Source organism: Demequina aurantiaca (assembly GCF_000975135.1).
In the GTDB taxonomy this organism is placed as follows: Bacteria; Actinomycetota; Actinomycetes; order Actinomycetales; family Demequinaceae; genus Demequina; species Demequina aurantiaca.
This window is the reverse complement of sequence record NZ_BBRF01000001.1, coordinates 412,239-437,878: the sequence shown is the minus strand read 5'-3', so window position 1 is coordinate 437,878 and position 25,640 is coordinate 412,239. Positions and strand designations below refer to the sequence as shown.

Below are 25,640 nucleotides of genomic sequence, written 5' to 3'. Positions count from 1 at the left end.
GGCGACGCAGCCCACACTCACTCGCGTGCCAGAATGAACGAATGACCTCGACCCCCACCCGCACCGACCTCGTCGCGGAGCTCGCGGCGGCCGTGGACGGCGAGGTTGACTCGAGTGCCCGCCGCCGCGCGGAGTACTCCACCGATGCATCCAATTACCGCGTCGTACCAGAAGTAGTAGTGTTTCCGCTCGATGCGGACGACCTCGTGGCTGCCATCGCCACCTCGCGCGCTGCAGGTTCTCCCATCACCATGCGAGGCGGCGGCACGTCCATCGCCGGAAACAGCATCGGCCCTGGGGTAGTAATAGACACCTCACGCCACATGCACCGCATCCTCGACATCGACCTCGAGGCCAAGACCGCACGGGTTCAGCCCGGGGTGGTGCTGACGGATCTGCAGAAGCGGGTGGCGCCGGCGGGGCTCCGGTTTGGCCCCGACCCATCGACGTCCTCGCGCGCGACCTTGGGCGGAATGCTAGGCAACAACGCCTGCGGTCCTCACGCGGTCGCCTACGGCAAGACGGCGCAGAATGTGCATTCGATTGACGTGTTGGACGGCGCCGGCCGCCGCTATGAGGCCGCCGACAGCCTGTCCGTTGTCCCTGGACTGGACGAACTGGTCGCCGCCAACCTCGCCATGATTCGTACCGAGTTCGGCCGTTTTGGCCGCCAGGTGAGTGGCTATTCGCTGGAGCACCTGCTCCCCGAGCACGGTCACTCGCTCGCACGCTTCCTAGTGGGCACCGAGGGCACTCTTGCCACCACGCTCGAGGCAACTGTCAAGCTTGTCGACGTTGCGCCCGCGCGCCTGATGGCCGCCTTTGGATACGACGACATGCCCGCAGCAGCCGATGCTGTGGTCCCCATGCTTGCCCATTCACCCGATGCGGTGGAGGGCTTGGATGCCCGGCTGGTCGAGAAGGTACGGCGCGCCAAGGGCGCCAGCCCCATTCCCGAGCTTCCCCCGGGAGCCGGCTGGCTCTTCGTGGAGATTGGCGCCGCCACCGAGGCGGAGGCCGAGGCGCGGATGGCGGCACTGGCCGCGGATGCCGGGACCAGCAGTGTGCGCATCGTTCGCGACCCCATCGAGGCCACTCGCCTGTGGGGGATCCGTGCGGACGGCGCCGGGCTTGGCGGGCGGACCTCAAAGAATAAGGAGGCGTGGCCCGGTTGGGAGGACGCCTCCGTGCCTCCCGAGAAGCTCGGCACCTACCTGCGCGAGCTCGACAAGCTCATGGAGAAGTACGGAGTGGAGGGCGAACCCTTTGGACACTTTGGCGACGGGTGCATCCACCTCCGTATCGATATCCCGCTCCAGGAGGACGGCCGCGTGCTGCGCGCGTTCATGGAGGACGGCGCGGCACTAGTGACGAGCCTGGGCGGGTCGCTGTCCGGCGAGCACGGCGACGGTCGTGCCCGCGGAGAACTCCTCAAAGTGATGTATTCCGCCGACGCGATCGACGCGTTCGGTCAGGTCAAGGCGCTGTTTGACCCGTCCGGCAACCTCAACCCGGGCATCATCGTGGATCCCGCCCCTCTTGATGCGAACCTGAGGCGGCCTGCCGCGAAGAAGACCGCACCATCGGCCGGTGGCCTTGCCTTCGCGCACGACCATGGCGACCTGACCGAGGCCGTGCACCGCTGTACAGGTGTGGGGAAGTGCCGTTCCGATGCGGTCACCTCCGGCACTGGCTTCATGTGCCCAAGCTTCGCGGCGACCGGAGATGAGAAGGACGTGACGCGCGGGCGCGCGCGGGTGTTGCAGGATGCGATCAATGGCACGCTCGTGGGTGGGCTGACGGCGCCCGAGGTGCGTGAGAGTCTCGACCTCTGCCTCAGCTGCAAGGCGTGCTCGAGCGACTGCCCGAGTGGCATCGACATGGCCGCGTACAAGGCCGAGGTGCTGCACCGCACGTACCAGGGCAAGCGTCGTCCCATCGCTCACTATTCAGTTGGCTGGCTACCACGCTGGCTCAAGGTGGTTGGCGTCGCCCCACGGGTAGTGAATGCGCTCGCCAGTCCCAAGTGGATTCAGCGTGCGCTAGTCAGCGGGGCCGGTATGGACACCAGGCGATCCCTGCCCACCTTCGCGACCGAGCCGTTCCGACGGAGCACCACCGCGAAGACGCGCGCCGCCAAGAACAACCCCGCACATGCGGCCGATGCGGGGGCCGCCTTCGGCGTCGAGGGAACCGGCGAGCGCCGACGGGTAGTGCTGTGGGCAGACTCGTTCACGGATGGGCTGGATCCGCGGATTCCCACCGCGATGGTGGCGGTTCTTGAGGATGCGGGTTTTGAAGTGATCGTCTCCGCGGGAGACGCCTGCTGCGGCGTCACCTGGATCTCGACGGGACAGCTGGATGCCGCCCGCAAGCGACTCAACGGGCTGCTCGAGGTGCTCGGGCCGTACGCCGTCAATGGCATTCCGATCATCGGCGTGGAGCCTTCTTGCATGGGAGTCCTGCGCGGCGACCTGACCGAACTGCTTCCGGACGACCCTCGCGCGCACGCCGTCGCCAACGGCACCTACTCGCTGGCCGAGGTGCTGACCGGCCGGGCGCCGGTCAAGCCCTCCGACCGTTGGCAGCCTCCTCGCTTGGATGACGTCACCGCCGTGGTCCAGCCGCACTGTCATCAGTACTCCGTGATGGGATACGCAGCTGACCGAGATCTGCTGGCCCGCGCCGGCGCACAGGTCACTGAGGCATCGGGTTGCTGCGGACTCGCAGGCAACTGGGGAACAGAGAAGGGGCACTACGACGTGTCCGTCAAGGTGGCGGAGAACTCGTTGCTACCCAAGTTGCGTGACGCACCCGAGGGTGCCATCTATCTGGCCGACGGCGTGAGTTGCCGTACCCAGGGCAGTGATCTCGCCGACGTCGACGGCCGACACCTCGCGGAACTGTTGGCCGAGCGCATCGGAGCTCGCTAGGGTCCTCGCCTCGCCTCGCCTCGCCTCACCTCACCTCGCCGAGATGCGGTGAGAGGAACGAATCCTCGCTAGAGTTTCTGCTCGAATGCGGCCAAGAACGCGTTGAGCTGACCGGACTCCACCAGGAAGCCGTCGTGCCCCACGGGGGAGTGAACGACCTTGACCCCGTGCGAGCCCGACAGGGCGGCATCGAGACGTTCTGAGTTGTGTACGGGGTAAAGCCGGTCGCTGTCCACCGCAACGATCAGTGCGGGTACGTCGACACTCGCCAGTGCGGACTCGACGCCGTCGCGGGCGCGGCCAACGTCGTGTGACTGAATAGCCTGCGCGAGGCGGACATACGTATTGGCATCGAACCGTCGTGCGAGTTTGCGTGCGTGGTGAGCGAGGTAGCTTTGCACTGCGAACTGGCCGCCGCGTCCCACGGGGTCGCTGTCGCCCTGATAGGAGCGGCCAAAACGTTCGCCGAGCTCACCCTCGGAGCGGTACGTGGTGTGCGCGATCATGCGCGCGATGCCGAGGCCGGTGTGCGGGCCGTCGCCGTCCACCGCGTCGTAGTAGTCGCCGCCGCGGAACTTGGGGTCTGCCGCAATCGCGGCCAACTGAGTAGTCGACCAGGCGATCTGGTCAGCGGTCACCGCCGCAGTGGAGCCGACCGGTGCGATGGCGCCCACTCGGCCCGGGGCCATGACCGTCCACTCAATCGCGCGCATGCCGCCCATGGAGGGGCCGGCGATGAGTCGCCAACAGTCGATCCCTAGGTGGTCCATGACCGCGATCTCCGCATTGACCATGTCGCGCATGGTCACGTACGGGAAGCGAGAACCCCACGGTTGGCCGTCGACGGGGTGGGTCGAGGCCGGACCAGTGGTGCCCTGGCAGCCGCCCACGACGTTGGCGGAGACGATGAAGTGGCGGGTGGGGTCGATCGGCTTGCCGGCGCCCACCATGGCGTTCCACCAGCCGCCGGTGATGTGACCGGACTCGGCGGGGCCAAAAACGTGACTGTCGCCCGTGAGCGCGTGTGCAACATAGACCGCGTTGTCGCGAGCCGCGTTGAGTTCGCCCCACGTCTCGTACGCCATCCGTACGTCGGGGAGCACGCCGAGCGGATCGGCCTCTAGAGCGAGGTCGCCAATATCTACGAACTGGCGTCGGCCGGGGTTGTCCCCCTCGCGCCAGGCCGCCGAGGCGGGAATGGGCGCGCCGGAGCCCGGACCCTCGTCCGCGGCCCACGCGTCTGTTTCAATGCCGTCGTCATCCATACCGCACACAAGACTAGGGCACGCGCGCACTTGAGTGCCCAACCGAGTGTGCCGATGAAGTGAACGGGCACCCGAGCCCACCGAATTGCTGCGACCCGTGTGTCGCGCGTGCGGGATGTGACAAACCCGACATGTGCATTCATGTTTCGCATGTGACAATTGGGACGTAGTATCGACGAATGCCCATTCTCGCCGCGGCGGGGCAGGGCCGAACAGGCATGTAATCGACGGCAGGAGGCCGGCAGTGCGAGCAACAGTCCAGGGGACTACGCCCTCCCGCGCCCTGTCTATTCGCGGCCTTGCGTTCCGTGCGCGCCGCTCCGTCGCCGCAGCATCGGCCGTCTTGGCCGTGAGCGCGACCATCGTGATCGCGTCACCGTCGACTCCCGCAGATGCCGTGGGATACCCCGGCCAGGACGAGATTGAGGCGGCACAGGCTGCCGTGTCGGACGCACAGTCTGGCGTCGCGGAACTCGACAACGCGATGGCAGGCCTCGAGGCCGCACTAAATGAGGCAGACACCGCAGCCATGGTCGCGGAGAACAACGTCACCGACGCACAGGTCGCCAAGGATGACGCCGATGCCGAGCTCGAGGACGCCAAAGAGAAGTCCGCCAAGGCAGACGCGGCCCTCGCAGCGGCGCGCGACAACCTCGCTACCGTCGCGATGGACGCCTACCGCACGGGCGGGGGCATGAACGAGCTCACCGCCATCACCTCCTCTTCCGGCTTTGACGATGTCATCGCCAAGTCCGAGGCTGTCGAGCGTTCGTCCTCTGAGGCGGACTCACGCATTCAGACCGTCAAGGCAGCGGAGATTGTCTCCAGCACCATGCGCACCTATGCGGAAGAGGCTGCTACCAAGGCCGCTGAGGCTCAGCAGGCAGCCATTGACGCCGCAGCCACCGCCGAGGAGTCGCGCAAGCAGGCTCAGCGCGCCGTGGACCAGGTGGCTAGCGCGCGCACTGAGGCGATCAACCGTCTGGTGAGCCTGCGCAACTCGAGCGTCGCGCTCGAGCAGCAGCGCCAGGACGGGCTCGCAGAGGAACGCCAGGCCAATGCGCGCAAGGCGCTCGAAGCTAAGGCCGCGGCCGATGCCGAGGCAGCCAACGACGCCGAGCAGACCAGCAATGTACGCCCCAATCCGGTGCCGCGCCCCACGGATTCCGCCACCACGGACAACTCGAGCAAGCCCACGTCGACCTCGGCCCCTAAGCCGACCGCGACCAAGGACCCCGCACCTGCGGAGACCAAGGACCCCACGCCGGCCGAGACGAAGGATCCGGCTCCAGCGGAGACCAAGGACCCCACGCCGGTGGAGACCAAAGACCCGGCACCAGCGCCTGCGCCTGACCCCGACCCCACGTGGAGTTCCAGCGCCTCGCAGGGTCGCACTGCACTCGCCCACGCGCTGACGCTGCAGGGCAAGCCCTACTCGCAGACCAAGGACGGCGGCGTTGGCCCCACGTACTACGACTGCTCGGGCTTGACCCAGAAGTCCTGGGCCGCTGCGGGCGTGTACATCCCACGCACCTCCAGCAGCCAGTACTACGCGACCACCAAGATTCCGTTCTCGCAGGCACGTCCGGGCGACCTCATCTTCTGGAGCTCAAACGGTTCGGGCAGCGGCATCTACCACGTCGAGGTCTACATGGGCGGCAACCAAGTGATGGGTGCCCACAAGCCCGGGACTCCCGCGCAGATCAACTCGTTGGCCTACCGCATGTACAACCTCATGCCGGTCGTCGGCAGGCCGTAGCGCAGCGCACGGTAACGCCGCAACAACAAACGCCGCCGGGCGCCTGAGGCGCATCCGACGGCGTGAGCTGGCGCCAGCATCGGCGCCCTGACAGCTGTTAGTGCTGCGGCGGGCTGAGCGGGTTCATGTGCTCAAACGGCGTGCCCTTGGCGCGCTCGAAGGACGCCTTGATCTCCGCCTCGGCTTCCTCGCGGCTCACCCAGTGAGCGCCCTCGACGGACTTGCCGGGCTCGAGGTCCTTGTAGACCTCAAAGAAGTGCTGGACTTCGAGGCGGTGGAAGTCACTGACGTCTTCGAGCTCCTGTCGCCACGTCTGGCGCTGGTCGCCCACCGGCACGCACAGCAGCTTGTCGTCCCCACCGGCCTCGTCGCGCATGCGGAACATGCCCAGCACGCGGCAGCGGATCTGGCAGCCGGGGAACGTGGGCTCCTCGAGAAGGACGAGCGCATCGAGCGGGTCGCCGTCCTGGCCTAGCGTGCCATCGATGAATCCGTAGTCGTCCGGGTACCGGGTCGACGTGAACAGCATCCGGTCGAGGCGGATGCGGCCGCTCTCGTGGTCAACCTCGTACTTGTTTCGGCTTCCCTTGGGGATTTCAACCGTGACATCAAATTCCATGGCGCTTCCTTACGTCCAATATGGGGGTTCCTGGGTACTAGTCTGGCGCATGTTGGGAGGTGTCGTGTGCGGCGCAAGGTTTGGGCAGGAATTCTGACCCCGGTAGTGGTGCTTGGTGGGCTTGGCGCATACGCGTGGGCCGATGCTGAGGACCTGGTTCCCGGCGTCCTCACAACGGCGGAAGAAAAATTGCCACCGGCGCCTTTTTTGAGCGCCGAGCCAGTTGCCGCGGTTCCCCCAACCGAGGGGCCCGTCACCAACCTGGACGGCGATGCGCCTCAGCCCACCAAGGCGACGATCGACGCGCTCGCCAAGAAGCTGCGCGACGACGAGCGCACCGGCGATTCCACGAACGTGTCCGTCCTTGACTACGTCACAGGTGAATACCTTGGCGGCATCTCGCCCGCTGATTCTCAGGTTCCCGCCTCCACCACCAAGTTGCTGACCGCCGCCGCGGCGCTGCACGCCCTAGGTCCGGACTTCACCACCACGACCGAGGTGACCTGGGATCCCGGCACCGCGACCCTCACCCTGGTGGCTGGCGGCGACCTCATGCTCGCTGCGGGTGACGGTCACCACGGAGTGGGCCACGAGGACGACCTTGACGAGGCGAACGGCTGGGCAGGATTGGGTGACCTCGCGCAGATGGTGCGCACGGAACTCGGCGACAGTGCCCCGGCTGCCGTCAACGTCGCGGTCGACGACACCGCATTTCCCGGTCCGGCGTGGCCCGAGGCGTGGCCCGAGTACGCGCGTGTCAACGGCTACGCCGCCCCCGTGACAGGCATCGCGGTCAACGTCGCACGGCTCGAGGGTGACGGTTACGGACCGCGCCACGACGACCCGTCGCTCGCGGCCGCCGATGATTTCGCTCAGGCCCTCGCCGCCGCCGGTTTCACCGTCGACGACGTCGACCACGGCACTACCCCGGCCGATGCTGCGGTAGTCGCCTCGGTGGAATCGGCGCCTTTAAGTCTGGTCACCAAGTACTTCCTCGCGGTATCCGACAACACCATCTCCGAGGTCGTCGCGCGGGTCCTTGCGCTCGAGACAGGGCAGGCGGTCAATCCCTCTGGCGCGGCGGCGGCCACCATCGCGCAACTGCGCGACATGGGCGTCGACACCGACGGCCTGGCACTCTTCGACGGCGCCGGCTTCTCCGAGAACAATCGGATCGCGCCTTCGCAACTGACGTCGACCATCGTGGCGTCGCGAACGGACCCTCACAATGTTGACCTCGTCAACTACATGGCGCTCGGTGGGCTCGAAGGCACGGTTGAGGCGCGGTATGAGGGAACGAGTGCCGCCGGTTATGTGCGCGCCAAGACCGGCTCGCTGACCGGCGTCACCACGCTCGCGGGCATCGTTACGACGGCCGATGGGCGCGTACTCGCCTTCGCCACCATGGCGGACGGCATGCCCTACGGACAGAGTCGCCCGATGGGCGCAATCGACGACTTCGTGACCGCGCTGGCAGACTGTGGATGTCAGTAGTGCCCATCGCGATTGCTATGAGGAGGACGACCAGATGACGGGTCCTCATCCGTCCGTTGCCGCCACTAGGGTCGCCGTCCGCGAGGCATTGCATGGCTACGACATCGGCACCCGCATTTGGGTGGCGTGCAGCGGTGGCCCAGATTCGTTGGCGCTTGCCGCCGCCACGGCTTACGTGTCGCGCAAAGAGGGCTACTTTTCGGGCGCCATCATCGTGGACCACGGAATTCAGCCGGACAGCGCCGAGGTAGCTCAGCGAGCGGCGATGCAGGTCAAGAAGGCCGGCATCCACCAGGTTTTTGTGGAGCGTGTCGTCGTGGGCCGTGACGGTGGCCTCGAGGCGGCCGCCCGAACTGCTCGCTACACCGCGATCGAGGAGCGAGTGAGCGCCGAGGGCGGCGTAGATCCGCACATCCTGACTGGCCACACCATGGACGACCAGGCAGAAACCGTGCTGCTGGCCCTCGCACGCGGCTCGGGTGCTCGTGCGCTGAGCGGCATCCCCGCACGGCGTGGACGGATCATCCGGCCCTTTCTCTCCATCCGCCGCAAGGACACCGTGACGGCGTGCCAGACGCTCGGGCTCGACCCCTGGATGGACCCCACTAACGAGACCGATGGCGGGCCCAAGCGGTCGGCGCTGCGAGGCAAGGTGATGCCCGCGCTGGTGGACGTCCTCGGCCCCGGCGTCGTCTCCGGACTCGCCCGCTCGGCCGCCATGTTGCAAGCCGACGCGGACGAACTGGAACGCCAGGCCAGGGCAACCCTTCGCAAATCAGCCTCCGCGGCATCGTCCGATGACGACTGGCGGTGTGACAACCTCGCGGCACTGCCCGACGCGATCCGCTCGCGCATGCTGAAGATGCTTGCGGAGAGCAAAGGCGCTGGCCCACTGACGGCTGCGCACGTGCGCATGCTCGACAAGTTGGTGATGCAATACAAAGGTCAGGGCGCAGTTGCGTTGCCAGGTGGCTACGAGGCGCGGCGCGAGTATGGCAGGCTAATCATTTCCGGCACCGTCGACCTTGGGAGCAACGAGTGAACGCGCAATACAACATGGACGACTTCACCCGCATTGCGGTCAGTGAGAACCAGATTTCCACCAAGCTCGACGAGATCGCCGCGCAGATTCGCGAGGACTACGCGGGCAAGGACCTGCTCCTCGTGGGTGTGCTCAAGGGTGCGGTGATGGTGATGGCCGACCTGGCACGCCGCCTGCCCCCGCATGTTCAGATGGACTGGATGGCGGTGTCGTCCTACGGGTCGGGCACCAAGAGCTCCGGCGTGGTGCGCATCCTCAAGGATCTCGACGCTGACCTCGACGGCCGCCACGTGCTGATTGTGGAAGACATCATCGACTCCGGCGTGACGTTGTCATGGTTGCTGGGCAACCTGCGTTCGCGTGGCGCCGAGTCCGTCGAGGTCGCGGCATTGCTTCGCAAGCCCGATGCCGCCACCGTCGACATTGACGTGAAGTACTCGGGCTTCGATATCCCCAACGACTTCGTGGTGGGCTACGGCCTGGACTTCGCTGAGAAGTACCGCACGCTTCCGTTCGTGGCCGTCCTCAGCCCCAGCGTCTACGGCGAGGCATAGCCACCCGTTGCGCGGCGCCTCGCGGACTCGTTTCCCGCTGATGGCGAAACCTGTACACGGCGTCAGCGGGCTCGCGTAGAGTGCTGTTCACCATGAAGAAAGTCTTTAGCCTGCGCCGTCTCATTCCGCTGATCCTCATCGCCGTCATCATCGGCTGGCTGGTATCCGGTCTGTTCGCCCCCAAGGTCGACTCGATCGACACCTCTGAGGGGCTCGCTCTCCTGTCCGCGGGAGCGGTGGAGCAGGTCAAGATCGTGGACGGTGACCAGCGCGTCGAGATGACGCTACTCGAGGACCTCCCAGCGGACTCACCGGAGGAGTGGGCGGACCTCTCCGACAAGGTGCAGTTCTTCTATGTCGCTCCTCAGGGCGACACCGTGGTCACGGACGTCGCGCAGGCGGACCCGCCCATGGGTTACAACTCCGAGGTCCCGAAGACCAGCTTCCTGTCGTCTTTACTGTTCACACTGCTCCCGATTCTGCTACTGGTCGGACTGTTCTGGTTCATCATGAGCGCGATGCAGGGCGGTGGCGGCGGCCAGGTCATGAAGTTCGGCAAGTCCAAGGCCAAGATGGTCACTCCTGACACCCCCACCGTGAAGTTCGAAGACGTCGCTGGTGTGGACGAAGCCGTCGAGGAGTTGCGCGAGATCGAGGAGTTCCTCGAGACGCCCGACAAGTTCATGGCCGTGGGCGCCAAGATCCCCAAGGGAGTGCTGCTGTACGGCCCTCCCGGAACTGGTAAGACGCTGCTGGCGCGCGCCGTCGCTGGCGAGGCCGGCGTGCCGTTCTTCCACATCTCCGGATCCGATTTTGTCGAGATGTTCGTGGGTGTGGGAGCGAGCCGCGTGCGCGACCTCTTCGAGCAGGCAAAGAAGAACTCTCCGGCCATCATCTTCATCGACGAGATCGACGCTGTTGGACGCCACCGCGGCGCCGGTATGGGTGGCGGTCACGACGAGCGTGAGCAGACCCTCAACCAGATGCTGGTCGAGATGGACGGCTTTGGCGCGACCACCAACGTCATCATGATTGCGGCGACCAACCGTCCCGACATTCTCGACCCCGCGCTGCTGCGACCCGGTCGATTCGACCGTCAGGTGGGCGTGGACGCTCCGGACCTGAAGGGCCGCCAGAAGGTCCTTGAGGTGCACGGCAAGGGCAAGCCGCTCGGACCCGACGTCAACCTCGACCTCATCGCTCGCCGCACCCCCGGATTCACCGGTGCGGACCTCGCAAACGTCCTGAACGAAGCGGCACTGCTGACTGCCCGCAGCGACCTCACGATTATCGGTGCGGAGCAGCTCGACGAGGCGATTGACCGCGTCATTGCCGGACCGCAGAAGCGTACGCGCATCATGAACGACCACGACAAGCGAGTGACCGCGTACCACGAGGGTGGACACGCGCTCGTGGCGGCTGCCATGAACGACACGGATCCAGTCACCAAGGTGACCATCCTGCCGCGCGGCCGCGCCCTCGGCTACACGATGGTCATGCCCCAGGAGGATCGCTACTCCAAGACCCGCAATCAGTTGCTCGACAACCTTGCGTACGCCATGGGTGGACGTATTGCTGAGGAACTCGTGTTCGGCGACCCGTCCACGGGTGCGTCCAACGACATTCAGCAGGCCACCGACATCGCTCGCAAAATGGTCACCGAGTACGGGCTCAGTTCCAAGGTGGGCTCCGTTCGCCTCGCGGGCAGCTCCGGCGAAGTGTTCATGGGGCGCGATATGGGCCACGGCCGCGACTACTCGGAGCAACTTGCCTCGGTGGTCGACAGCGAGGTGCGCGACCTACTCGACAACGCGATGGCCGAGGCTGTCCTGGCGCTTAGCACCAACCGCAAGTTGCTCGACACGCTTGCCGAGGAGCTCCTCGAGAAGGAAACGCTCACCGAGGATGCCCTCGCGGAAATCTTCGCGAAGGTGAAGCGCATTCCCGTGCGCGACGAATGGGTCAGCGGCGACTGGTCGCCCGCGGTCTCTCCCGCGCTCAAGCGGGCCCGCGCCACCAGCGCCAAGGCCGGTACGGCCGATGCCAAGAAGGCTCCCGCCAAGAAGGCGCCAGCAAAGAAGGCCGCACCCAAGAAGCCGGTGGAGAAGCCCGCCAAGAAGCCGGTCGAGCCCAAGTCAGAGCCGACGGATGCGGACACCCCACCGCCGCCCGCAACCGACGCCGACTAGGGTCGAATCATGACGACATCCTCCGATCCCAGCGTGACCGAGCCTCGCGGAACGGCGCCCACGAGCGGCGTTGACCGCCCGCGAGTCGAGGCCGCCGTGCGTGAGATCCTCGCGGCGGTGGGGGAGGACCCGGATCGGGATGGATTGCTGGACACCCCAGCGCGCGTGGCCCGCGCCTACGAGGAGTTCTTTGCTGGGCTGAGCCAGGACCCCGCGGATGTGCTGAGCGCCGTCTTCGAACTCGGTCACGAGGAAATGATCCTGGTCAAGGACATCGAGCTGTACTCGATGTGTGAACACCACCTGGTGCCCTTCCACGGAGTCGCGCACGTTGCGTACATCCCTGGCGAGGACGGCCGCATCACGGGGCTGTCCAAGCTGGCCCGTTTGGTCGACGTCTACGCGCGTCGCCCACAAGTGCAGGAGCGGCTCACCACGCAAATCGCCGACGCGCTGGTCGAGCATCTGGGGGCACGCGGAGTGCTCGTCGTGGTCGAGGCCGAGCACCTGTGCATGTCGATGCGTGGCATCCGCAAGGCCGGTGCACGTACCGTGACCTCCGCCGTGCGTGGCGTCATGCGGGACGGCGCCACGCGCGCCGAGGCCATGAGCCTAATCGCCGGGCACTAACGCCATGGGCACCCCGGGTTCCCCCGCCACCCTGGTCATGGGTGTGCTGAACGTCACCCCGGATTCTTTCTCCGACGGCGGCCGATTCGAGGCGACGGACGCCGCAATCTCGCACGCGCATCGGCTGGTGTCGAGAGGCGCCGACATCGTCGACATCGGCGGCGAATCCACCCGGCCCGGCGCCGAACGTGTGGATCCCGCGGAGGAGATGGAGCGCGTGCTCCCCGTGATCCGGGCGCTGGCCCAGGAGGGCGTCGTGGTGAGCATCGACACGATGCGGGCTGCGACGGCCGAGGCGAGCGTGGCCGCAGGCGCGAGCATCGTCAACGACGTATCCGGTGGGCTCGCGGATCCCCGAATGGCGGCCGTGGTGGCGGCGGCGGACGTCGACTTTGTGGTGATGCACTGGCGTGCGCACTCGGCCACCATGGACGCGCACGACCAGTATGTCGATGTGGTGCGGGAGGTGCGCGACGAGCTCGCCGCTCGCGTGGACGCGCTGACTGCCGCGGGTGTGCGCGACGAGCGCATCATTCTCGATCCGGGTCTCGGGTTCGCCAAGGTCGCGGACACCAACTGGCCGCTGCTGGCCACCATGGCCGAGTGGAGCGGAGGCAGGCGCGTCCTGATCGGCGCCTCGCGCAAGCGTTTCCTGGGCACGGTGATTGCGCGCCCCGGCGTGGATGCAGGTGATCCCGCGCGCCGCGATCACGCGACCACTGCGGTCACGGCGCTGGCGGCGCAGGCCGGGGCATGGGCGGTGCGTGTTCACGACGCGCGGGCATCAAGTGACGCGGTTCGGGTCGTGTCCGCTTGGCAGAATGCCCTGGACACGACACGATGAACCCATGACGCTCTCAGTGACGCCCTATGTCAAAGACGGAATTGAACTTGACCAGATCATGGTCGAGGGAATTCGGGTCACCGGCTACCACGGCGTGCTCGCCACCGAGCGCGAGACGGGCCAGGTATTCATGGCCGACGTCGTGGCTCACGTCAGCACGCGCGCGGCCGCCGGCAACGACATCCTTGCGTACACCGTGAATTACTCAGACATCGCTGATCGCGTGGCGGAGGTGCTCGCCGGCGACCCGGCGGACCTCCTTGAGACCGTGGCTGCGTCCGTGGCCCGCGTGGTGTTGGAGATGGAGGGCGTGCAGTGCGTCGACGTCGCCATTCACAAGCCGCAGGCGCCACTGCATGTCGAGTTCAGGGACGTGGTGCTGCGCATCCGCCGCGACCTGCGCAACGGCGACTTGTACGCCGACCGCCGCATCGGCTCGTCCGCGAACATTCCCAACGACCCTTTGGGCGTCCCGCTACTTGCGGACCCCGCCGATCAGCAGCCCGAGTCTGCCACCGTCGCGTACCTTGCGCTCGGCGGCAACGTGGGTGACGTTGAGCCCACTCTGCGCGCGGCAGTGAATGACCTGAACCGCATCGCCGACATCGACGTGGTTGGCACGTCGCCGCTGGTGCGTACCGACCCCGTGGGTGGTCCCGAGCAGCCCGACTTCCTCAACGCGGTCATCGAGGTGAGCACCACGCTCTCCCCGCGCGGACTGCTCGCCGCGTGCCAGGGAATCGAGATGGTGCACGGGCGGGAGCGCGGCGTTGCCAACGGCCCGCGGACGCTCGACATCGACGTGATCTCCTACGGTGACGAATTCTTCGAGGCGGACGATCTTACGGTGCCGCACCCCCGCGCTCATGAGCGCGGCTTTGTATTGATTCCGTGGGCCTACCTCGCCCCGGACGCGACTCTGGCCGGTCCCCACGGCGGCCGCATCGGCGACCTGGCGAACGCCGTCGGTCATGATGGCGTGGACGTCGTCACGAACCCGTGGCCCGCCGCGGACGCCGCCTCGTCAGACACCCCTGCGGGTCCCTGACCCGTGACCCACCTCACCTGGCGGCGCCTCGTCCTGGTCCTGCTGGTGGCCGGCGCCGCGGGCTGGATCGTAACGCGCGTCGCGTTGTCGCGCGGCTCGACCCCGTTGTCGGTCCCCTGGACCGTCGCGGTGGTGTGTGTCGTGGTGGCCGGGACCGCGCTCGCGCTCGCGTGGGCCGTGCGGCAGTACAAGCGGGGCAACAAACCGGACCTGAGTGGGATTCGCGCGGCCAGGACGGTGGCGTTCGCGCAGGCCAGCGCGTATGCGGGTGCGGCCGTTGCCGGTGTGTATGGCGGCTACGCCATCGCGCTGCTCGACTTCTGGGAGCACGCCCCTAGGCGAGAGACGGCCATCTCGGCAATGATTGCCGTGCTCGGCGGGTTGATCCTGCTGGGCGCAGGCGTCGTCTCCGAGCACTGGTGCAAGACCGACAGGCACGACGACGAATCGGGGCGCGGCGAGCCCAGACGCGGAGATCCGAGCCGCGGCACGGCCGCCGGAGCGAACTAGCCGCGCCTGGCGTGCGCGTGTGGGTGGCAGACTAGCCACATGAGTTGGTTGAACCCGGACGATGCCCAGTGGACATACGTTTCGCGGCGCCTGATCCCCGCCCGCCTGATCTCCGTGTGGCTTGCGGTGCTGATCTTCGCCGTGGTGTTGCTGGCGCTGCAGGCGTACGCAGGCGGCTGGTGGTACATCGGCGCTGCCGTGGTGCTCGTGGCGGGGCTATGGTCCACCTGGGTGGCTGTGCGCCAAGTCACCGCACATGCGTGGGCCGAGCGCGATGACGACCTCGTCGTCAAGAGCGGGCGTATGTTCCGCCGCGTCGTCGTAGTTCCCTACGGTCGCATGCAGTACGTCGAGGTTCAGGCGGGGCCCATGGCACGCATGTTCGGCATCGCACGCGTGCAACTGCACACCGCCTCGCCGGGCACCGACGCTCACATCTCAGGAGTCCCCGTGGCTCAGGCGGCGCGGCTGCGCGACCGGCTGACCACCCGTGGCGAGGCACAGCTGGCGGGCCTGTGAGTCAACTGCCCCCGCCTGGGCCGGCCGAATCCCCGCGTCCCGGCCACCTTTACCGCGCCCCGCGCGAGTGGACGCGCGTGCATCCCGTGTCACCGTTCCTGGGCATCTGGCCCCTGCTGGGCGCAATCCTGTTCTACATGGTGGTCTCCCGGGCGCCGGACTGGGTGGGCGGCGGAAGCGACGACGGTGTCACCGACGCCATCAACGCGACGCACTTGTCGTACTTCGTCATCGGCGCGATTCTGTTGGGCATCATCGCGCTCGTCGCCCTCTTCGGCTACCTGGGCTGGCGCTTCAACCAATACAGAATCGGCGACGACGCGGTTTACCAACGCAAGGGCGTGCTTTTCCGTCAGCAGCGCCAGGCCCGCCTGGACCGCCTCCAGGCCGTGGACGTGGTGCAGCCGTTCCTCGCACGGCTGGTGGGCTTCGGGGTGATTCGTATCGAGGTCGCCGGGGGCGAGAACTCGGGCATTGCGCTCGAATACCTGCGCATCGGTGACGCGGAGGCACTGCGCAACGAGATTTTGGAACTCGCCGCGGGGTACAAGCGGCGACGTGACCCCTCGCAGGGCACCGACGCTGCCGATGGTCCACGTGCGGCCGATGCCGTGGCGAGTGACGCGGGCTCGTCCACCTCGGCGCATGGCTCGCTAGGGGCGCTGCAAGGGGACAACCTCGTGCTCGGCGGCCTGCACGGCGCAACCGCGAACGACCGCACCGACCGCCCCGCGGCGGCGGAACGGCCCGTCTACGCGGTGCCCAACGGCCGGCTGATCGGCTCGATTGCACTGTCCTGGCCCACGTTCTGGCTGCTACTCACGCCCGTATGGATCGTGTTGCTGATCGTGATTTTTCGCATCGACATCGAGCGGATCTTCCTGGCGATCGTTGGAACGTCGTTAGTGACGGCGGTGCCGGTGGTGGTCGGCCTGCTGGGATTCTTCTGGACACAGCTCAATCGGGGCTTCGGGTTCAAGGCCGGCATCTCGCAGGACGGCATTAGGCTGCGTCATGGGCTGCTCGAGACCCGGCGCCAGACCGTGCCCCCCGGTCGCGTGCAGGCCGTGCGGCTGCGCCAATCCTGGTGGTGGCGCAAGCCGGGCTGGTGGGACGTCAGCATCAACGTCGCCGGCTATCAGAACGACCAGGACGCGGTGTCTACCCTGCTGCCGGTGGGAAGCAGGGCGGAGGCGCTCGAGGCGGTGTGGCTGGTGCTGCCTGACCTTGGACTCGTGGGCGAGGACGGCACGGACCCCAGCGCCCCGATCACGGAGGCCATGGAGAGCCCCAGGGCCGAGGACGGCTTCACCACCTCTCCGCGCCGAGCGCGTGCCCTGGACCTGTTCCAGTGGCGACAACGCGGCGTGCGGGCCACGGACTCAGCTCTGGTCATTCGAAGTGGCAGGTTCGTCAGGGAAGTGAGCATCACGCCTCACGCCCGCACCCAGTCGCTCGAGCTTCGCCAGGGTCCGCTGCAGCGCGCCTTGGGACTCGCCTCGGTGGAGGTGCATTCCACCAATGGTCCCGTCAAGCCCGTCGCCAAACACCTTGCCCTGGTTGACGCGGTCGCTCTCCTGGACGCGCAGGCGGCACGGGCGCGTGAGGGCCGCAAACACCAGACTCCCGAACAATGGATGAAAGCAGTTGGTCTCGATGCCCGATGAGTTTCAGCCCGATGCAGTCAATGTCGACGACGCGAACGCGCGACCCAAGCCTGGCCGGTTGCGGGTCGGCGTGGTGGGTGCGGGACGGGTAGGGGCCGTTCTCGGCGCCGCGCTACGCCAGGCCGGCCACACAGTGATTGGCGCATCAGGGGTGTCCGAGGAATCCGTGAGCCGTATCGACACGTTGCTGCCGGGCGTTCCAAACTTGGATCCTGAGGCGATCGTCCGCGCCGCCGATCTGGTGCTCGTGACAGTGCCGGATGACTCCCTCGAGGAGATCGTCACCGGCCTCGCTGCGGTCGATGCATGGCGCCCTGGTCAGATCGCCGTCCACGCGTGCGGGCGCTACGGCACGGAGGTGCTCGCTGCTGCCGCCGGAAAAGGCGTGCTGACCCTGGCCATTCATCCCGCGATGACCTTCACGGGCACCTCGCTCGACCACACCCGCCTGGTCAACGCCACCTTCGCGGTGAGCGCGCCCGCCGGGGTGTTGCCCATCGCCCTCGCACTCGCCGTAGAGATGGGCGGCGAGCCCATCGTGATCGCGGACGAGGACCGCCCGGCCTATCACGCGGCCATCTGCCACGCCGCGAACCACGTCGTCACCGCGGTGACGCAGTCGAGTGCGGTGCTGGCTCGCATGGGGGTGGCGGAGCCGGGCAAGCTGCTCGGACCGGTGGTTCACGCCTCGGTCGAGGGCGCCGTGAGCGAGGCGCCGGGGGCCGTCACGATGCTGACTGGGCCCGTGGTGCGCGGAGACGCGCGCACCGTGGCGGCCCACGTCGAGGCGCTGTCGTCTGACCCGGACATCATGCAGGCGTACATCGCCATGGCGCGCGCGACGGCTGACCTAGCGCTCGCTGGCGGCCGCATCGGGCCGGCGCAGTACGCAGACCTCATCGCGGCGCTTGGATCCGCGGGTGCGCCGCCGATGAGTGGTGACGCCCCATGAGGACCGTGACAGTCGCGAGCGAACTCGGCGCCCCCAGGGGTACGCGTGCCGTCGTGATGACCATGGGCGCCCTCCACGAGGGCCACCTCACGTTGGTGCGCCACGCTCGGTCAATCGCCGATGAGGTGCTGGTGACGGTGTTCGTGAACCCACTGCAGTTCGACGACCCAGCCGATCTGGAGCGCTATCCGCGCACACTTGGGGCCGATGCCGCGCTGCTCGAGGCCGAAGGCGTCGACGTGCTCTATGCGCCGGCCCTCGACGACGTCTACCCGGGCGGGGTGCCAATCGTCACGGTGGCCGCGGGTGCCATCAATGAGGTGTTCGAGGGTGCCGCGCGCCCGGGCCACTTTGACGGCGTCCTGACCGTAGTCCTCAAGCTCATGAACCTCACTCGTCCCGACGTCGCCGTGTTTGGCGCCAAGGATGCGCAGCAGGTGATTGCGGTGCGCACGATGGTGCGGGATCTCAACGTGCCCGTCGAGATCGCTGTGGCCCCCACGGTGCGCGACGACGACGGCCTCGCGCGCAGTTCACGCAACGTCTTCCTGTCCGCGAGTGAGCGTGACGACGCACTCGTGCTTGCGCGCGCGCTCCGAGCGGCCGATGCCGCGGCCGGCTCCGGCGCGGCCGTCGCCGAGGTGATTCGCGCCGGCGAGCAGGTGCTCGCGGACACGCCCGCTGTCGTCGTCGAATACTTCGCGGCGCTTGACCCCGCGTCTGCGCAGCCAGTAGCGGACGACTATCGTGGCGACGCCGTGATCGCCGTCGCCGCCCGCGTCGGGAAGACGCGGCTGATCGACAACGTTGCCACCCACCTGGGCCAAGGCTCCTCGGCGTAAGCCCGAGCGCTGGGCGAACCTAGCCCCAGCATCGGCGATGGCAATCGCGAACCAACCAATCCTGAGCTACCAGGAAGGACCCTTATGACTTTCAAAACCCTTCAGCGGCCGATGATGATCTCCAAGATTCATCGCGCCACCGTGACCCAGGCGGATCTGCACTACGTGGGCTCGATCACCATCGACGCCACCTTGATGGAGGCCGCGGACCTCATGCCCGGCCAGCAGGTGGACGTCGTGGACGTCACCAACGGAGCGCGGCTGACCACCTACGCGATTCCTGGCGAGCCGGACAGCGGCCAGATCTGCATCAATGGCGCCGCCGCACACCTGATCAACCCGGACGACATGGTGATCATCATTAGCTACGGCATGATCGGTGACGAGGAGGCGCATCACTACGAGCCCGCAGTGGTGTTCGTGGATGCGGACAACCGGATCGTGCAGAAGTGCGACGAACCTGGTGACGTCCCGGACGGTTCGGATCTCGAGCGTTCGGGTCTACCGGTGCACGACTTCAGGACGCAGGGGTGGGATGCCTTCAAGGCAACCCCGGGAACGCCCACACCCTAAATCGCCCTCGCTGAGCTGCGCACGGGCGCGGTGACGGTTCGCATCTGTCGATTTAAGGTGCGGACGTTGCGGAGAGAGGTGATGGGCGGGCGCTGGGACGGTAGCGTTCACCCATGACCGACGTGCGATTCGTGCAGCGCCTTGCCGCGCCGCAGCCAGGGTGGACCACGTCCGCCGACGTGATCGTGGTGGGCTCCGGCATCGCCGGGCTCACCACCGCGCTGGAGCTGCGCTCCAAGGTGGACCGCGTGCTCGTGGTGACCAAGGGCCAACTCAGCTCCGGGTCGACCGTCTGGGCGCAGGGTGGCATCGCGGCCGCCCTCGACCCGGAAGACACGGCCGAGGAGCACCTGCAGGACACCCTTGTCGCTGGCGCTGGCCTGTGCAGCGAGGAGGCCGTGCGGGCGCTCGTCACCGAGGGCCCCGACCGGGTGCGCGAACTCATGGCTCGCGGCGCAGTCTTTGACATGCAGGACGACGGCCAGATCACCTTGACGCGCGAGGGAGGCCACCACCGCGACCGCATCGCCCACGCCGGTGGGGACGCGACCGGCGCAGAGATCAGCCGGGCGCTTGTCGCTCAGCTCGACGCCGTGAAGAGCGACCCCGGCATCGAAGTCATCGAGAACGCGATGGTGGTCGACCTCCTCACCGCGGCACCCGACGCCGACGGCAACCCCGGCGCGGTGTGCGGAGTCACGCTGCACATCAAGGGCGAGGGCACGCGCGACGGAGTCGGCGCCGCCTTGGCGAAAGCCGTGATCATGGCGACCGGCGGCATCGGCCAGGTGTTCCGCTCGTCCACCAACCCGCCCAGTGCCACTGCCGATGGTTTGGCTGCGGGCCTGCGTGCAGGCGCCGCCATTGCGGACATCGAATTCGTCCAGTTCCACCCCACCGTGCTCTGGCAGGGCTCGGGAGCGACGGGCCAGCAGCCGCTGATCTCCGAGGCTGTCCGAGGCGAGGGCGCCTACCTCCTCAACGCCGCCGGCGAGCGCTTCATGGTGGGCCGCCACGAGATGGCCGAGTTGGCGCCTCGCGACGTGGTGTCGAAGGGAATCGTCGCGATGATGGACGAGGAGGGCTCGGACAGCGTCTTCCTCGACTGCCGCCACCTGGGAAGTGAGTTTCTGCGCGAGCGGTTCCCCACCATCCACGCGCGCCTGGCCGAGCGCGGACTCGACATGGGGCACGCGCTCATCCCCGTGGCCCCCGCCCAGCACTATCACTCCGGCGGAATCCTCACGGACCTGCGCGGACGCTCCACCAAGGCGGGACTGTATGCCATCGGCGAAGCCGCTTGTACGGGTGTCCAGGGTGCGAACAGGCTGGCCTCGAACTCGCTGCTGGAGGGACTGGTCTTCGCCAAGCGCGCCGCCCAGGACGCGGCCGAGGCCGTGGCCGGCGGGCTGGTGAAGCAGCACGAGCCCGTGGACAGGGGCGGTCCCACCACGCTGGTGCCCGCGACAATGCGTCCTCGGATCCAGGCCATCACACATGCGGGCGCTGGCCCTGTGCGTACCGCCGAGGGTCTGTCCTCCGCCTCGCTCAAGCTCGACCGCCTGCGCGAGCGCTTCCAGACCGAAGAGGAGGCCCCGGCCGTCCCTCAGCTCGCCGAGTGGGAGACCTCAAACATCCTCGCGACCGGCGCGGTCCTCGTGGGTGCGGCGCTCACGCGCCAAGAAACTCGTGGGGGTCACGTGCGTGAGGACTTCCCCGAGCGGGACGACCAGCACTGGCAGGTGCGGCTCGCCTCGGTCCTCGGCCCCGGCGGAACGCTGGGCCGCGTCCAGGCGCCCCTCGAACTGGGCTGACGGGGCCTCGCGCCCAGTCATCGTGCACCCCTGCAGTACGTGAGTGCGGAAAGCGGCTACCTTTCGACACTCATGTACTGCTAGGACGCAGAGAATCGCGGGCGAGACGAGATGGCCCATTACCTGGAGGCATCGCGCTGGGCGGTAGCCTGGCGGTGTGGACATGCCAGAGCACCGGAAACAACGTGAACCCCTCGATACCGAGTGGCTGTCGGCCGCCGTCGCACGCGCGCTCGACGAGGACTTGGGAGGAGACCCAGGTCGCGACGTCACCACGCAGTCGACCATCGCCGCCACCACCCAGGTCGAGGGCTCGCTAGTGATGCGCGAGGCCGGCGTTGTCGCAGGCACTGCGGTGGCCCGCGAGGTGCTGACCCAGGTGGCCAAGCGGCTCGACCTTCCCGTCCCGCGACTCAACATCCTGGTGCACGACGGCGACGTCGTTCCCGCTGCGACGGCCGTGGCCCACTTCGAGGGCGCCGGCCACGTGGTGCTGATCGCCGAGCGCACGCTGCTGAACTTCATGTCGCGGGCATGCGGAGTTGCTACTCACACGCGCCGCTGGGTAGACGCGCTCGCGGACACTGGGGCGAAGGTGCTCGACACGCGTAAGACCACGCCCGGTCTGCGAGAACTTGAGAAATACGCCGTCCGATGCGGCGGTGGGATCAACAAGCGCATGGGGCTTTTTGACTGCGCCATGGTCAAGGACAATCACATCGTCGCCACTGGCTCGGTGAGCGCGGCCTTCGATGCCATTCAAGAAGCATTCCCGCGCACCCCCATCCAAGTCGAGGTCGAGAGCTGGGAGCAGGCGCACGAGGCCCTTGCCGCGGGCGCGACGTTCCTGATGCTCGACAACATGGATCGGCATCAGATGGCATCGGTCGTCGCCTCCGTCCGTGCACTGGAGCATGACATCGGCAAGGTGTGGCTTGAGGCGACTGGCGGACTTACTCTGGAGAACGCCGCCGACGTCGCGCGCACCGGAGTGGACTACATGTCCGTCGGTGCCCTCACGCATTCGTCTCCCATCATCGACCTCGCGCTTGACCTGAGTTGAGCGCAGGTACCCTAAGAGGGTGACTGACGAGCTAGACCTACCCGAACAGATGCGCGTACGGCGCGAAAAGCGCGACCGCATCATCGCCTCCGGCGGACAGGCCTACCCGGTCTCCGTCCCCCGGACCCACGAGATTGCCGACGTTAAAGCTGCCTATGCGCACCTTGATGATGGTGAGGAAACTGCCGACGAGGTGGGCGTTGCGGGCCGCGTCGTGTTCGTGCGCAATACCGGCAAGCTGTGCTTTGCCACCGTGCAGGACGGCGCCGGTGAGCGGTTGCAGATCATGCTCTCTCTTGCTGAGGTGGGGGAGGAGTCCCTCGCCGCCTTCAAGACTGACGTCGACCTGGGCGATCACCTTTTCGCTCACGGCCGCGCCATCAAGTCGCGGCGCGGCGAGGTGTCGGTCTTCGCTGACTCTTGGGCCCTCGCAGCCAAGGCGCTGCGCCCATTGCCCGTGTTGCACAAGGAGATGTCCGAGGAGGGTCGCGTCCGCCAGCGCTACGTCGACCTCATCGCGCGTCCCCTCGCCCGCGACACCGTGCGCCAGCGCGCAAATGTGATGCGTTCGCTACGCGAAAGCCTGCACCAGCGTGGATTCATCGAGATTGAGACGCCGATGCTGCAAACCCAGCACGGCGGCGCGGCAGCTCGCCCCTTTGTTACGCATATGAACGCGTTCGATCTTGACCTCTATCTCCGCATCGCCCCAGAGCTATTCCTCAAGCGCGCCGTCGTGGGTGGAATTGACCGCGTATTCGAGATCAACCGCAATTTCCGTAATGAGGGCGCGGATTCATCGCATTCCCCCGAATTCTCGATGCTTGAGGCATACGAGGCTTATGGGGATTACGACACCATGGCCGCACTCACGCAGTCCCTTATTCAGGGCGCGGCCACGGATGTATTTGGCTCGACCCTCGTCACACTTGCGGATGACACCGAATACGACCTGGGAGGCGAGTGGGCTGACCTGACCATGTACGGGTCGCTCTCCGACGCCCTCGGCCATGACGTCACTCCCCAGACCGAGGTCGCCCAGCTACTTGAGTGGTGCGACGCTGTCGACATCTCCGTCAACCCCGCGCGAGTCAACCACGGCAAGCTGGTCGAGGAGCTGTGGGAGCACTACGTGGGAAACGCGCTCACCGCACCGACGTTCGTTCGCGACTTCCCGGTAGAGACGTCGCCGCTCACGCGAGATCACCGCACTCAGGACGGCATCGTCGAGAAGTGGGACCTCTACGTGCGGGGCTTCGAACTCGCCACGGCGTACTCGGAGCTGGTGGACCCAGTCATCCAGCGCCAGCGCTTTGAGCAGCAGGCGCGCATGGCGGCCGCGGGGGACGACGAGGCGATGCGTCTCGATGAGGACTTCCTGACCGCCATGGAGTTCGCGATGCCACCCGCGGGCGGCATGGGCATGGGCATGGACCGCCTGCTCATGGCGCTGACTGGGCTGGGCATCAGGGATACCATCACGTTCCCGCTCGTGAAGCCCGGGGAGGAATAATGAACTGGACCCCAGTCGTCGCGGGCATCGTTCCGTCTATCGGTGTCGGGCTCGTCTTCTGGTACGCGATGCGAGGCGTGCTACGCGCAGACCGTAACGAGCGCGCCGCACTCGCGGCAGCCGACGCTGAGTACGATGCCGAGCAGGCAAGGGTGGCCAAGGAGATTCTTGCCAAGCGCGCCGAATCCGAGGATTCCAGCGAATCCACAAAGGGCGGAAGTTGATTACACGTTCCGTTTAATTGGCGCAATCGCCTTATGTGTGGAATTGCCATTATTTGCCCTGCGCATTTGTTGTCAGACTGGCCGTAGTATGTGAAACACGTATTCACGCGACATCTACGGATTGGCATTCTTCATGGCTCAGAAGATTCAGGTAGTTCTTGTTGATGACTTTGATGGCGGCGACGCGACGGAAACCATTGGTTTCGCGCTCGACGGCGTTGCGTACGAGATTGACCTCAATGCGACCCACGCTTCTGAATTGCGTGCCGCCTTCTCGACCTACGTTGAGGCCGGTCGCCGCACGGCCGGGAAAAAGAGCGCCGCGCGCCCCCGCACCAAGGGTGACGTCGCGAAGATTCGCGCCTGGGCACAGGCCAACGGCCACGAGGTCTCCTCTCGCGGGCGCATCCCCGCGAAAGTCCGCGAGGCCTACTACGCGGCCCAGTAGGTGGAAGCTCAGTACGTGAATACCCCGCACGTTGTTGGCTCAACTGCGCGCGCGCTGTGGTGGGGCACGTACCCCGCCGCGGGCCTCGGAACGCAGGAGGGCTTGGGGGAGGGCATCTGGTTAGGGGTCGACGGGGCCCCGACGCAGGTGCTTGAACTTCCCGCGCCCAGTTTTGTTCTCGCCCACCCCGACATGCCGCTCGTGTATGCGGTCACCGAGGCGGACCCGAGCATCGTCCACGCGATCGATGTGAGCGACCCAACGGCGCCCGTGGTCGCGGCGTCACTCGTGACCGGCGGCCATGCGGGCTGCCACCTCCTCCTCTCGCCGGACGCCCTCACGCTGTACGTGAGTCACTACATGAGCGGTGACGTAGGCGTGGTGGAGCTGCTTCCGAACGGCCTTTTTGCGGCCGATGCGCCGGCTCAGATGCTCGGGCACGAGGGCTCGGGCGCGCGCCCAGACCGGCAAGAGGCGCCACACGCGCACTCGGCTGGCTTCGCTCCCGGCGGCGAGCACCTGCTGGTGGCCGACCTAGGCACCGACGAGCTGCGCCGGTACGTCGTCCAGCCCAACGGATCATTGGTCGCGGACGGCATCGCCGCGACACTCGCTCCTGGCGCCGGTCCGCGGCACTTCGCCGTCCGGGGGAATCTCATCTACGTGGTGTGCGAACTGGACCACCAGCTCAGGACGTTGCGCTGGGACTCTGCCACCGCATCGGCGGACGTGATTGCGGAGGTGGCGTCGACGACCGCCCCGCACCGTACCGGCGACGAAGTCAACGACGGCCACCTTCAACTCGTCGGTGACGTGCTGCTTGTCAGTGTTCGCGGAGCTGACGTGATCTCCGTGTTTGACCTGAGTCCCGAGGGCGAGGCCCGCTACCGCGGCTGCTTCGACGCCGGATTCTGGCCGCGCTACTTTGCCGTGATCGACGAGAATTTGTGGGTGGGGGAGGAACGCGGCCACCACGTGCGTCGCTTCGATCTCGCGGACGTGCTGGCGCTGGCGCCGGAGGCGGCCGTGGGCGAGGTGTCCCACGTCGCGCATCGGAGCTATCCCGTCACTAGTCCGGCGTGCGTCGTGGCAACCAGCAGGAAGTAGCCGCGACCTGAGCAGTACTCGCCCGGGACCA

Annotated in this window: 23 protein-coding genes; 21 read left to right on the top strand and 2 right to left on the bottom strand. The window is 66.9% G+C overall.

All coding sequences use genetic code 11. The annotated features are described in order from the left end of the window. Positions 1-41: 41 nt before the first annotated feature. Positions 42-2,933 carry an FAD-binding and (Fe-S)-binding domain-containing protein gene (locus AOP73_RS01925; protein WP_061962955.1) on the top strand — a complete coding sequence of 964 codons (2,892 nt, stop codon included), beginning with the start codon at positions 42-44 and terminating at the stop codon, positions 2,931-2,933. A 68-nt stretch (positions 2,934-3,001) separates the two neighbouring features. Here the strand turns inward: AOP73_RS01925 and metX are convergent, their stop codons facing one another. Then, positions 3,002-4,198 carry a homoserine O-acetyltransferase MetX gene (metX, locus tag AOP73_RS01920; protein WP_084626486.1) on the bottom strand — a complete coding sequence of 399 codons (1,197 nt, stop codon included), beginning with the start codon at positions 4,196-4,198 and terminating at the stop codon, positions 3,002-3,004. A gap of 244 nt (positions 4,199-4,442) precedes the next feature. Between metX and AOP73_RS01915 the strand changes: the two genes are divergently transcribed. Beyond that, complete coding sequence (locus AOP73_RS01915; RefSeq protein ID WP_061962954.1) at positions 4,443-5,957, top strand: C40 family peptidase; 1,515 nt, start codon at positions 4,443-4,445, stop codon at positions 5,955-5,957. A gap of 97 nt (positions 5,958-6,054) precedes the next feature. On the opposite strand, the gene AOP73_RS01910 is transcribed toward AOP73_RS01915, so the two are convergent. Then, positions 6,055-6,576, bottom strand: a complete 522-nt coding sequence (locus AOP73_RS01910; RefSeq protein WP_061962953.1) for an inorganic diphosphatase — start codon at positions 6,574-6,576, stop codon at positions 6,055-6,057. Between the two features lie 66 nt (positions 6,577-6,642). Here AOP73_RS01910 and dacB point away from each other — a divergent pair, with 66 nt between their 5' ends. From dacB to AOP73_RS01815, 19 genes are all read left to right on the top strand, one after another. Further along, on the top strand, positions 6,643-8,070 hold the full coding sequence (dacB, locus tag AOP73_RS01905; protein WP_160295415.1) for a D-alanyl-D-alanine carboxypeptidase/D-alanyl-D-alanine endopeptidase: 1,428 nt from the start codon (positions 6,643-6,645) through the stop codon (positions 8,068-8,070). 34 nt (positions 8,071-8,104) lie between these two features. Further along, the gene (gene tilS, locus AOP73_RS01900; protein ID WP_061962951.1) at positions 8,105-9,112 is read left to right on the top strand and encodes a tRNA lysidine(34) synthetase TilS; all 1,008 of its coding nucleotides are present in this window, start codon (positions 8,105-8,107) and stop codon (positions 9,110-9,112) included. A gap of 14 nt (positions 9,113-9,126) precedes the next feature. Beyond that, entirely contained in the window at positions 9,127-9,666 is a 540-nt protein-coding gene (gene hpt, locus AOP73_RS01895; protein WP_061964748.1) for a hypoxanthine phosphoribosyltransferase, read from the top strand. 92 nt (positions 9,667-9,758) lie between these two features. After that, on the top strand, positions 9,759-11,855 hold the full coding sequence (gene ftsH, locus AOP73_RS01890) for an ATP-dependent zinc metalloprotease FtsH (protein ID WP_084626701.1): 2,097 nt from the start codon (positions 9,759-9,761) through the stop codon (positions 11,853-11,855). Positions 11,856-11,864: 9 nt separating this feature from the next. Beyond that, positions 11,865-12,485 carry a GTP cyclohydrolase I FolE gene (gene folE / locus AOP73_RS01885; RefSeq protein WP_061962950.1) on the top strand — a complete coding sequence of 207 codons (621 nt, stop codon included), beginning with the start codon at positions 11,865-11,867 and terminating at the stop codon, positions 12,483-12,485. Positions 12,486-12,489: 4 nt separating this feature from the next. Next, positions 12,490-13,329 carry a dihydropteroate synthase gene (folP, locus tag AOP73_RS01880; protein ID WP_201774484.1) on the top strand — a complete coding sequence of 280 codons (840 nt, stop codon included), beginning with the start codon at positions 12,490-12,492 and terminating at the stop codon, positions 13,327-13,329. Positions 13,330-13,333: 4 nt separating this feature from the next. Continuing rightward, positions 13,334-14,377: a 2-amino-4-hydroxy-6-hydroxymethyldihydropteridine diphosphokinase gene (gene folK, locus AOP73_RS01875; RefSeq protein WP_061962949.1), complete on the top strand. Its 1,044-nt coding sequence runs from the start codon at positions 13,334-13,336 to the stop codon at positions 14,375-14,377. 3 nt (positions 14,378-14,380) lie between these two features. Beyond that, positions 14,381-14,887: a DUF3180 family protein gene (locus tag AOP73_RS01870; RefSeq protein WP_061962948.1), complete on the top strand. Its 507-nt coding sequence runs from the start codon at positions 14,381-14,383 to the stop codon at positions 14,885-14,887. 39 nt (positions 14,888-14,926) lie between these two features. Further along, positions 14,927-15,406, top strand: coding sequence for a PH domain-containing protein (locus tag AOP73_RS01865; RefSeq protein ID WP_061962947.1), 480 nt, complete (start codon positions 14,927-14,929; stop codon positions 15,404-15,406). 77 nt (positions 15,407-15,483) lie between these two features. Next, positions 15,484-17,073 (top strand): PH domain-containing protein, encoded by a 1,590-nt coding sequence (locus AOP73_RS01860; protein ID WP_061962946.1) that lies wholly within the window; start codon positions 15,484-15,486, stop codon positions 17,071-17,073. After that, entirely contained in the window at positions 17,063-18,025 is a 963-nt protein-coding gene (locus AOP73_RS01855; RefSeq protein ID WP_061962945.1) for a Rossmann-like and DUF2520 domain-containing protein, read from the top strand. Before AOP73_RS01860 ends, AOP73_RS01855 begins: the two co-directional genes overlap by 11 nt. Further along, positions 18,022-18,867, top strand: coding sequence for a pantoate--beta-alanine ligase (gene panC / locus AOP73_RS01850; RefSeq protein WP_061962944.1), 846 nt, complete (start codon positions 18,022-18,024; stop codon positions 18,865-18,867). The genes AOP73_RS01855 and panC overlap by 4 nt, the downstream gene beginning before the upstream one ends. 84 nt (positions 18,868-18,951) lie before the next feature. Next, complete coding sequence (gene panD, locus AOP73_RS01845) at positions 18,952-19,440, top strand: aspartate 1-decarboxylase (RefSeq protein ID WP_084626484.1); 489 nt, start codon at positions 18,952-18,954, stop codon at positions 19,438-19,440. Between the two features lie 113 nt (positions 19,441-19,553). Continuing rightward, complete coding sequence (locus AOP73_RS01840) at positions 19,554-21,254, top strand: L-aspartate oxidase (protein ID WP_061962942.1); 1,701 nt, start codon at positions 19,554-19,556, stop codon at positions 21,252-21,254. Positions 21,255-21,417: 163 nt separating this feature from the next. Next, positions 21,418-22,317 (top strand): carboxylating nicotinate-nucleotide diphosphorylase, encoded by a 900-nt coding sequence (gene nadC, locus AOP73_RS01835; protein ID WP_061962941.1) that lies wholly within the window; start codon positions 21,418-21,420, stop codon positions 22,315-22,317. A 49-nt stretch (positions 22,318-22,366) separates the two neighbouring features. Further along, positions 22,367-23,830, top strand: a complete 1,464-nt coding sequence (gene lysS / locus AOP73_RS01830) for a lysine--tRNA ligase (RefSeq protein ID WP_084626699.1) — start codon at positions 22,367-22,369, stop codon at positions 23,828-23,830. After that, complete coding sequence (locus AOP73_RS01825; protein WP_061962939.1) at positions 23,830-24,054, top strand: hypothetical protein; 225 nt, start codon at positions 23,830-23,832, stop codon at positions 24,052-24,054. The genes lysS and AOP73_RS01825 overlap by 1 nt, the downstream gene beginning before the upstream one ends. Before the next feature lie 133 nt (positions 24,055-24,187). Continuing rightward, complete coding sequence (locus tag AOP73_RS01820) at positions 24,188-24,502, top strand: histone-like nucleoid-structuring protein Lsr2 (protein WP_061962938.1); 315 nt, start codon at positions 24,188-24,190, stop codon at positions 24,500-24,502. Between the two features lie 15 nt (positions 24,503-24,517). After that, entirely contained in the window at positions 24,518-25,609 is a 1,092-nt protein-coding gene (locus AOP73_RS01815; RefSeq protein ID WP_061962937.1) for a lactonase family protein, read from the top strand. The last annotated feature ends 31 nt before the right edge of the window (positions 25,610-25,640 follow it).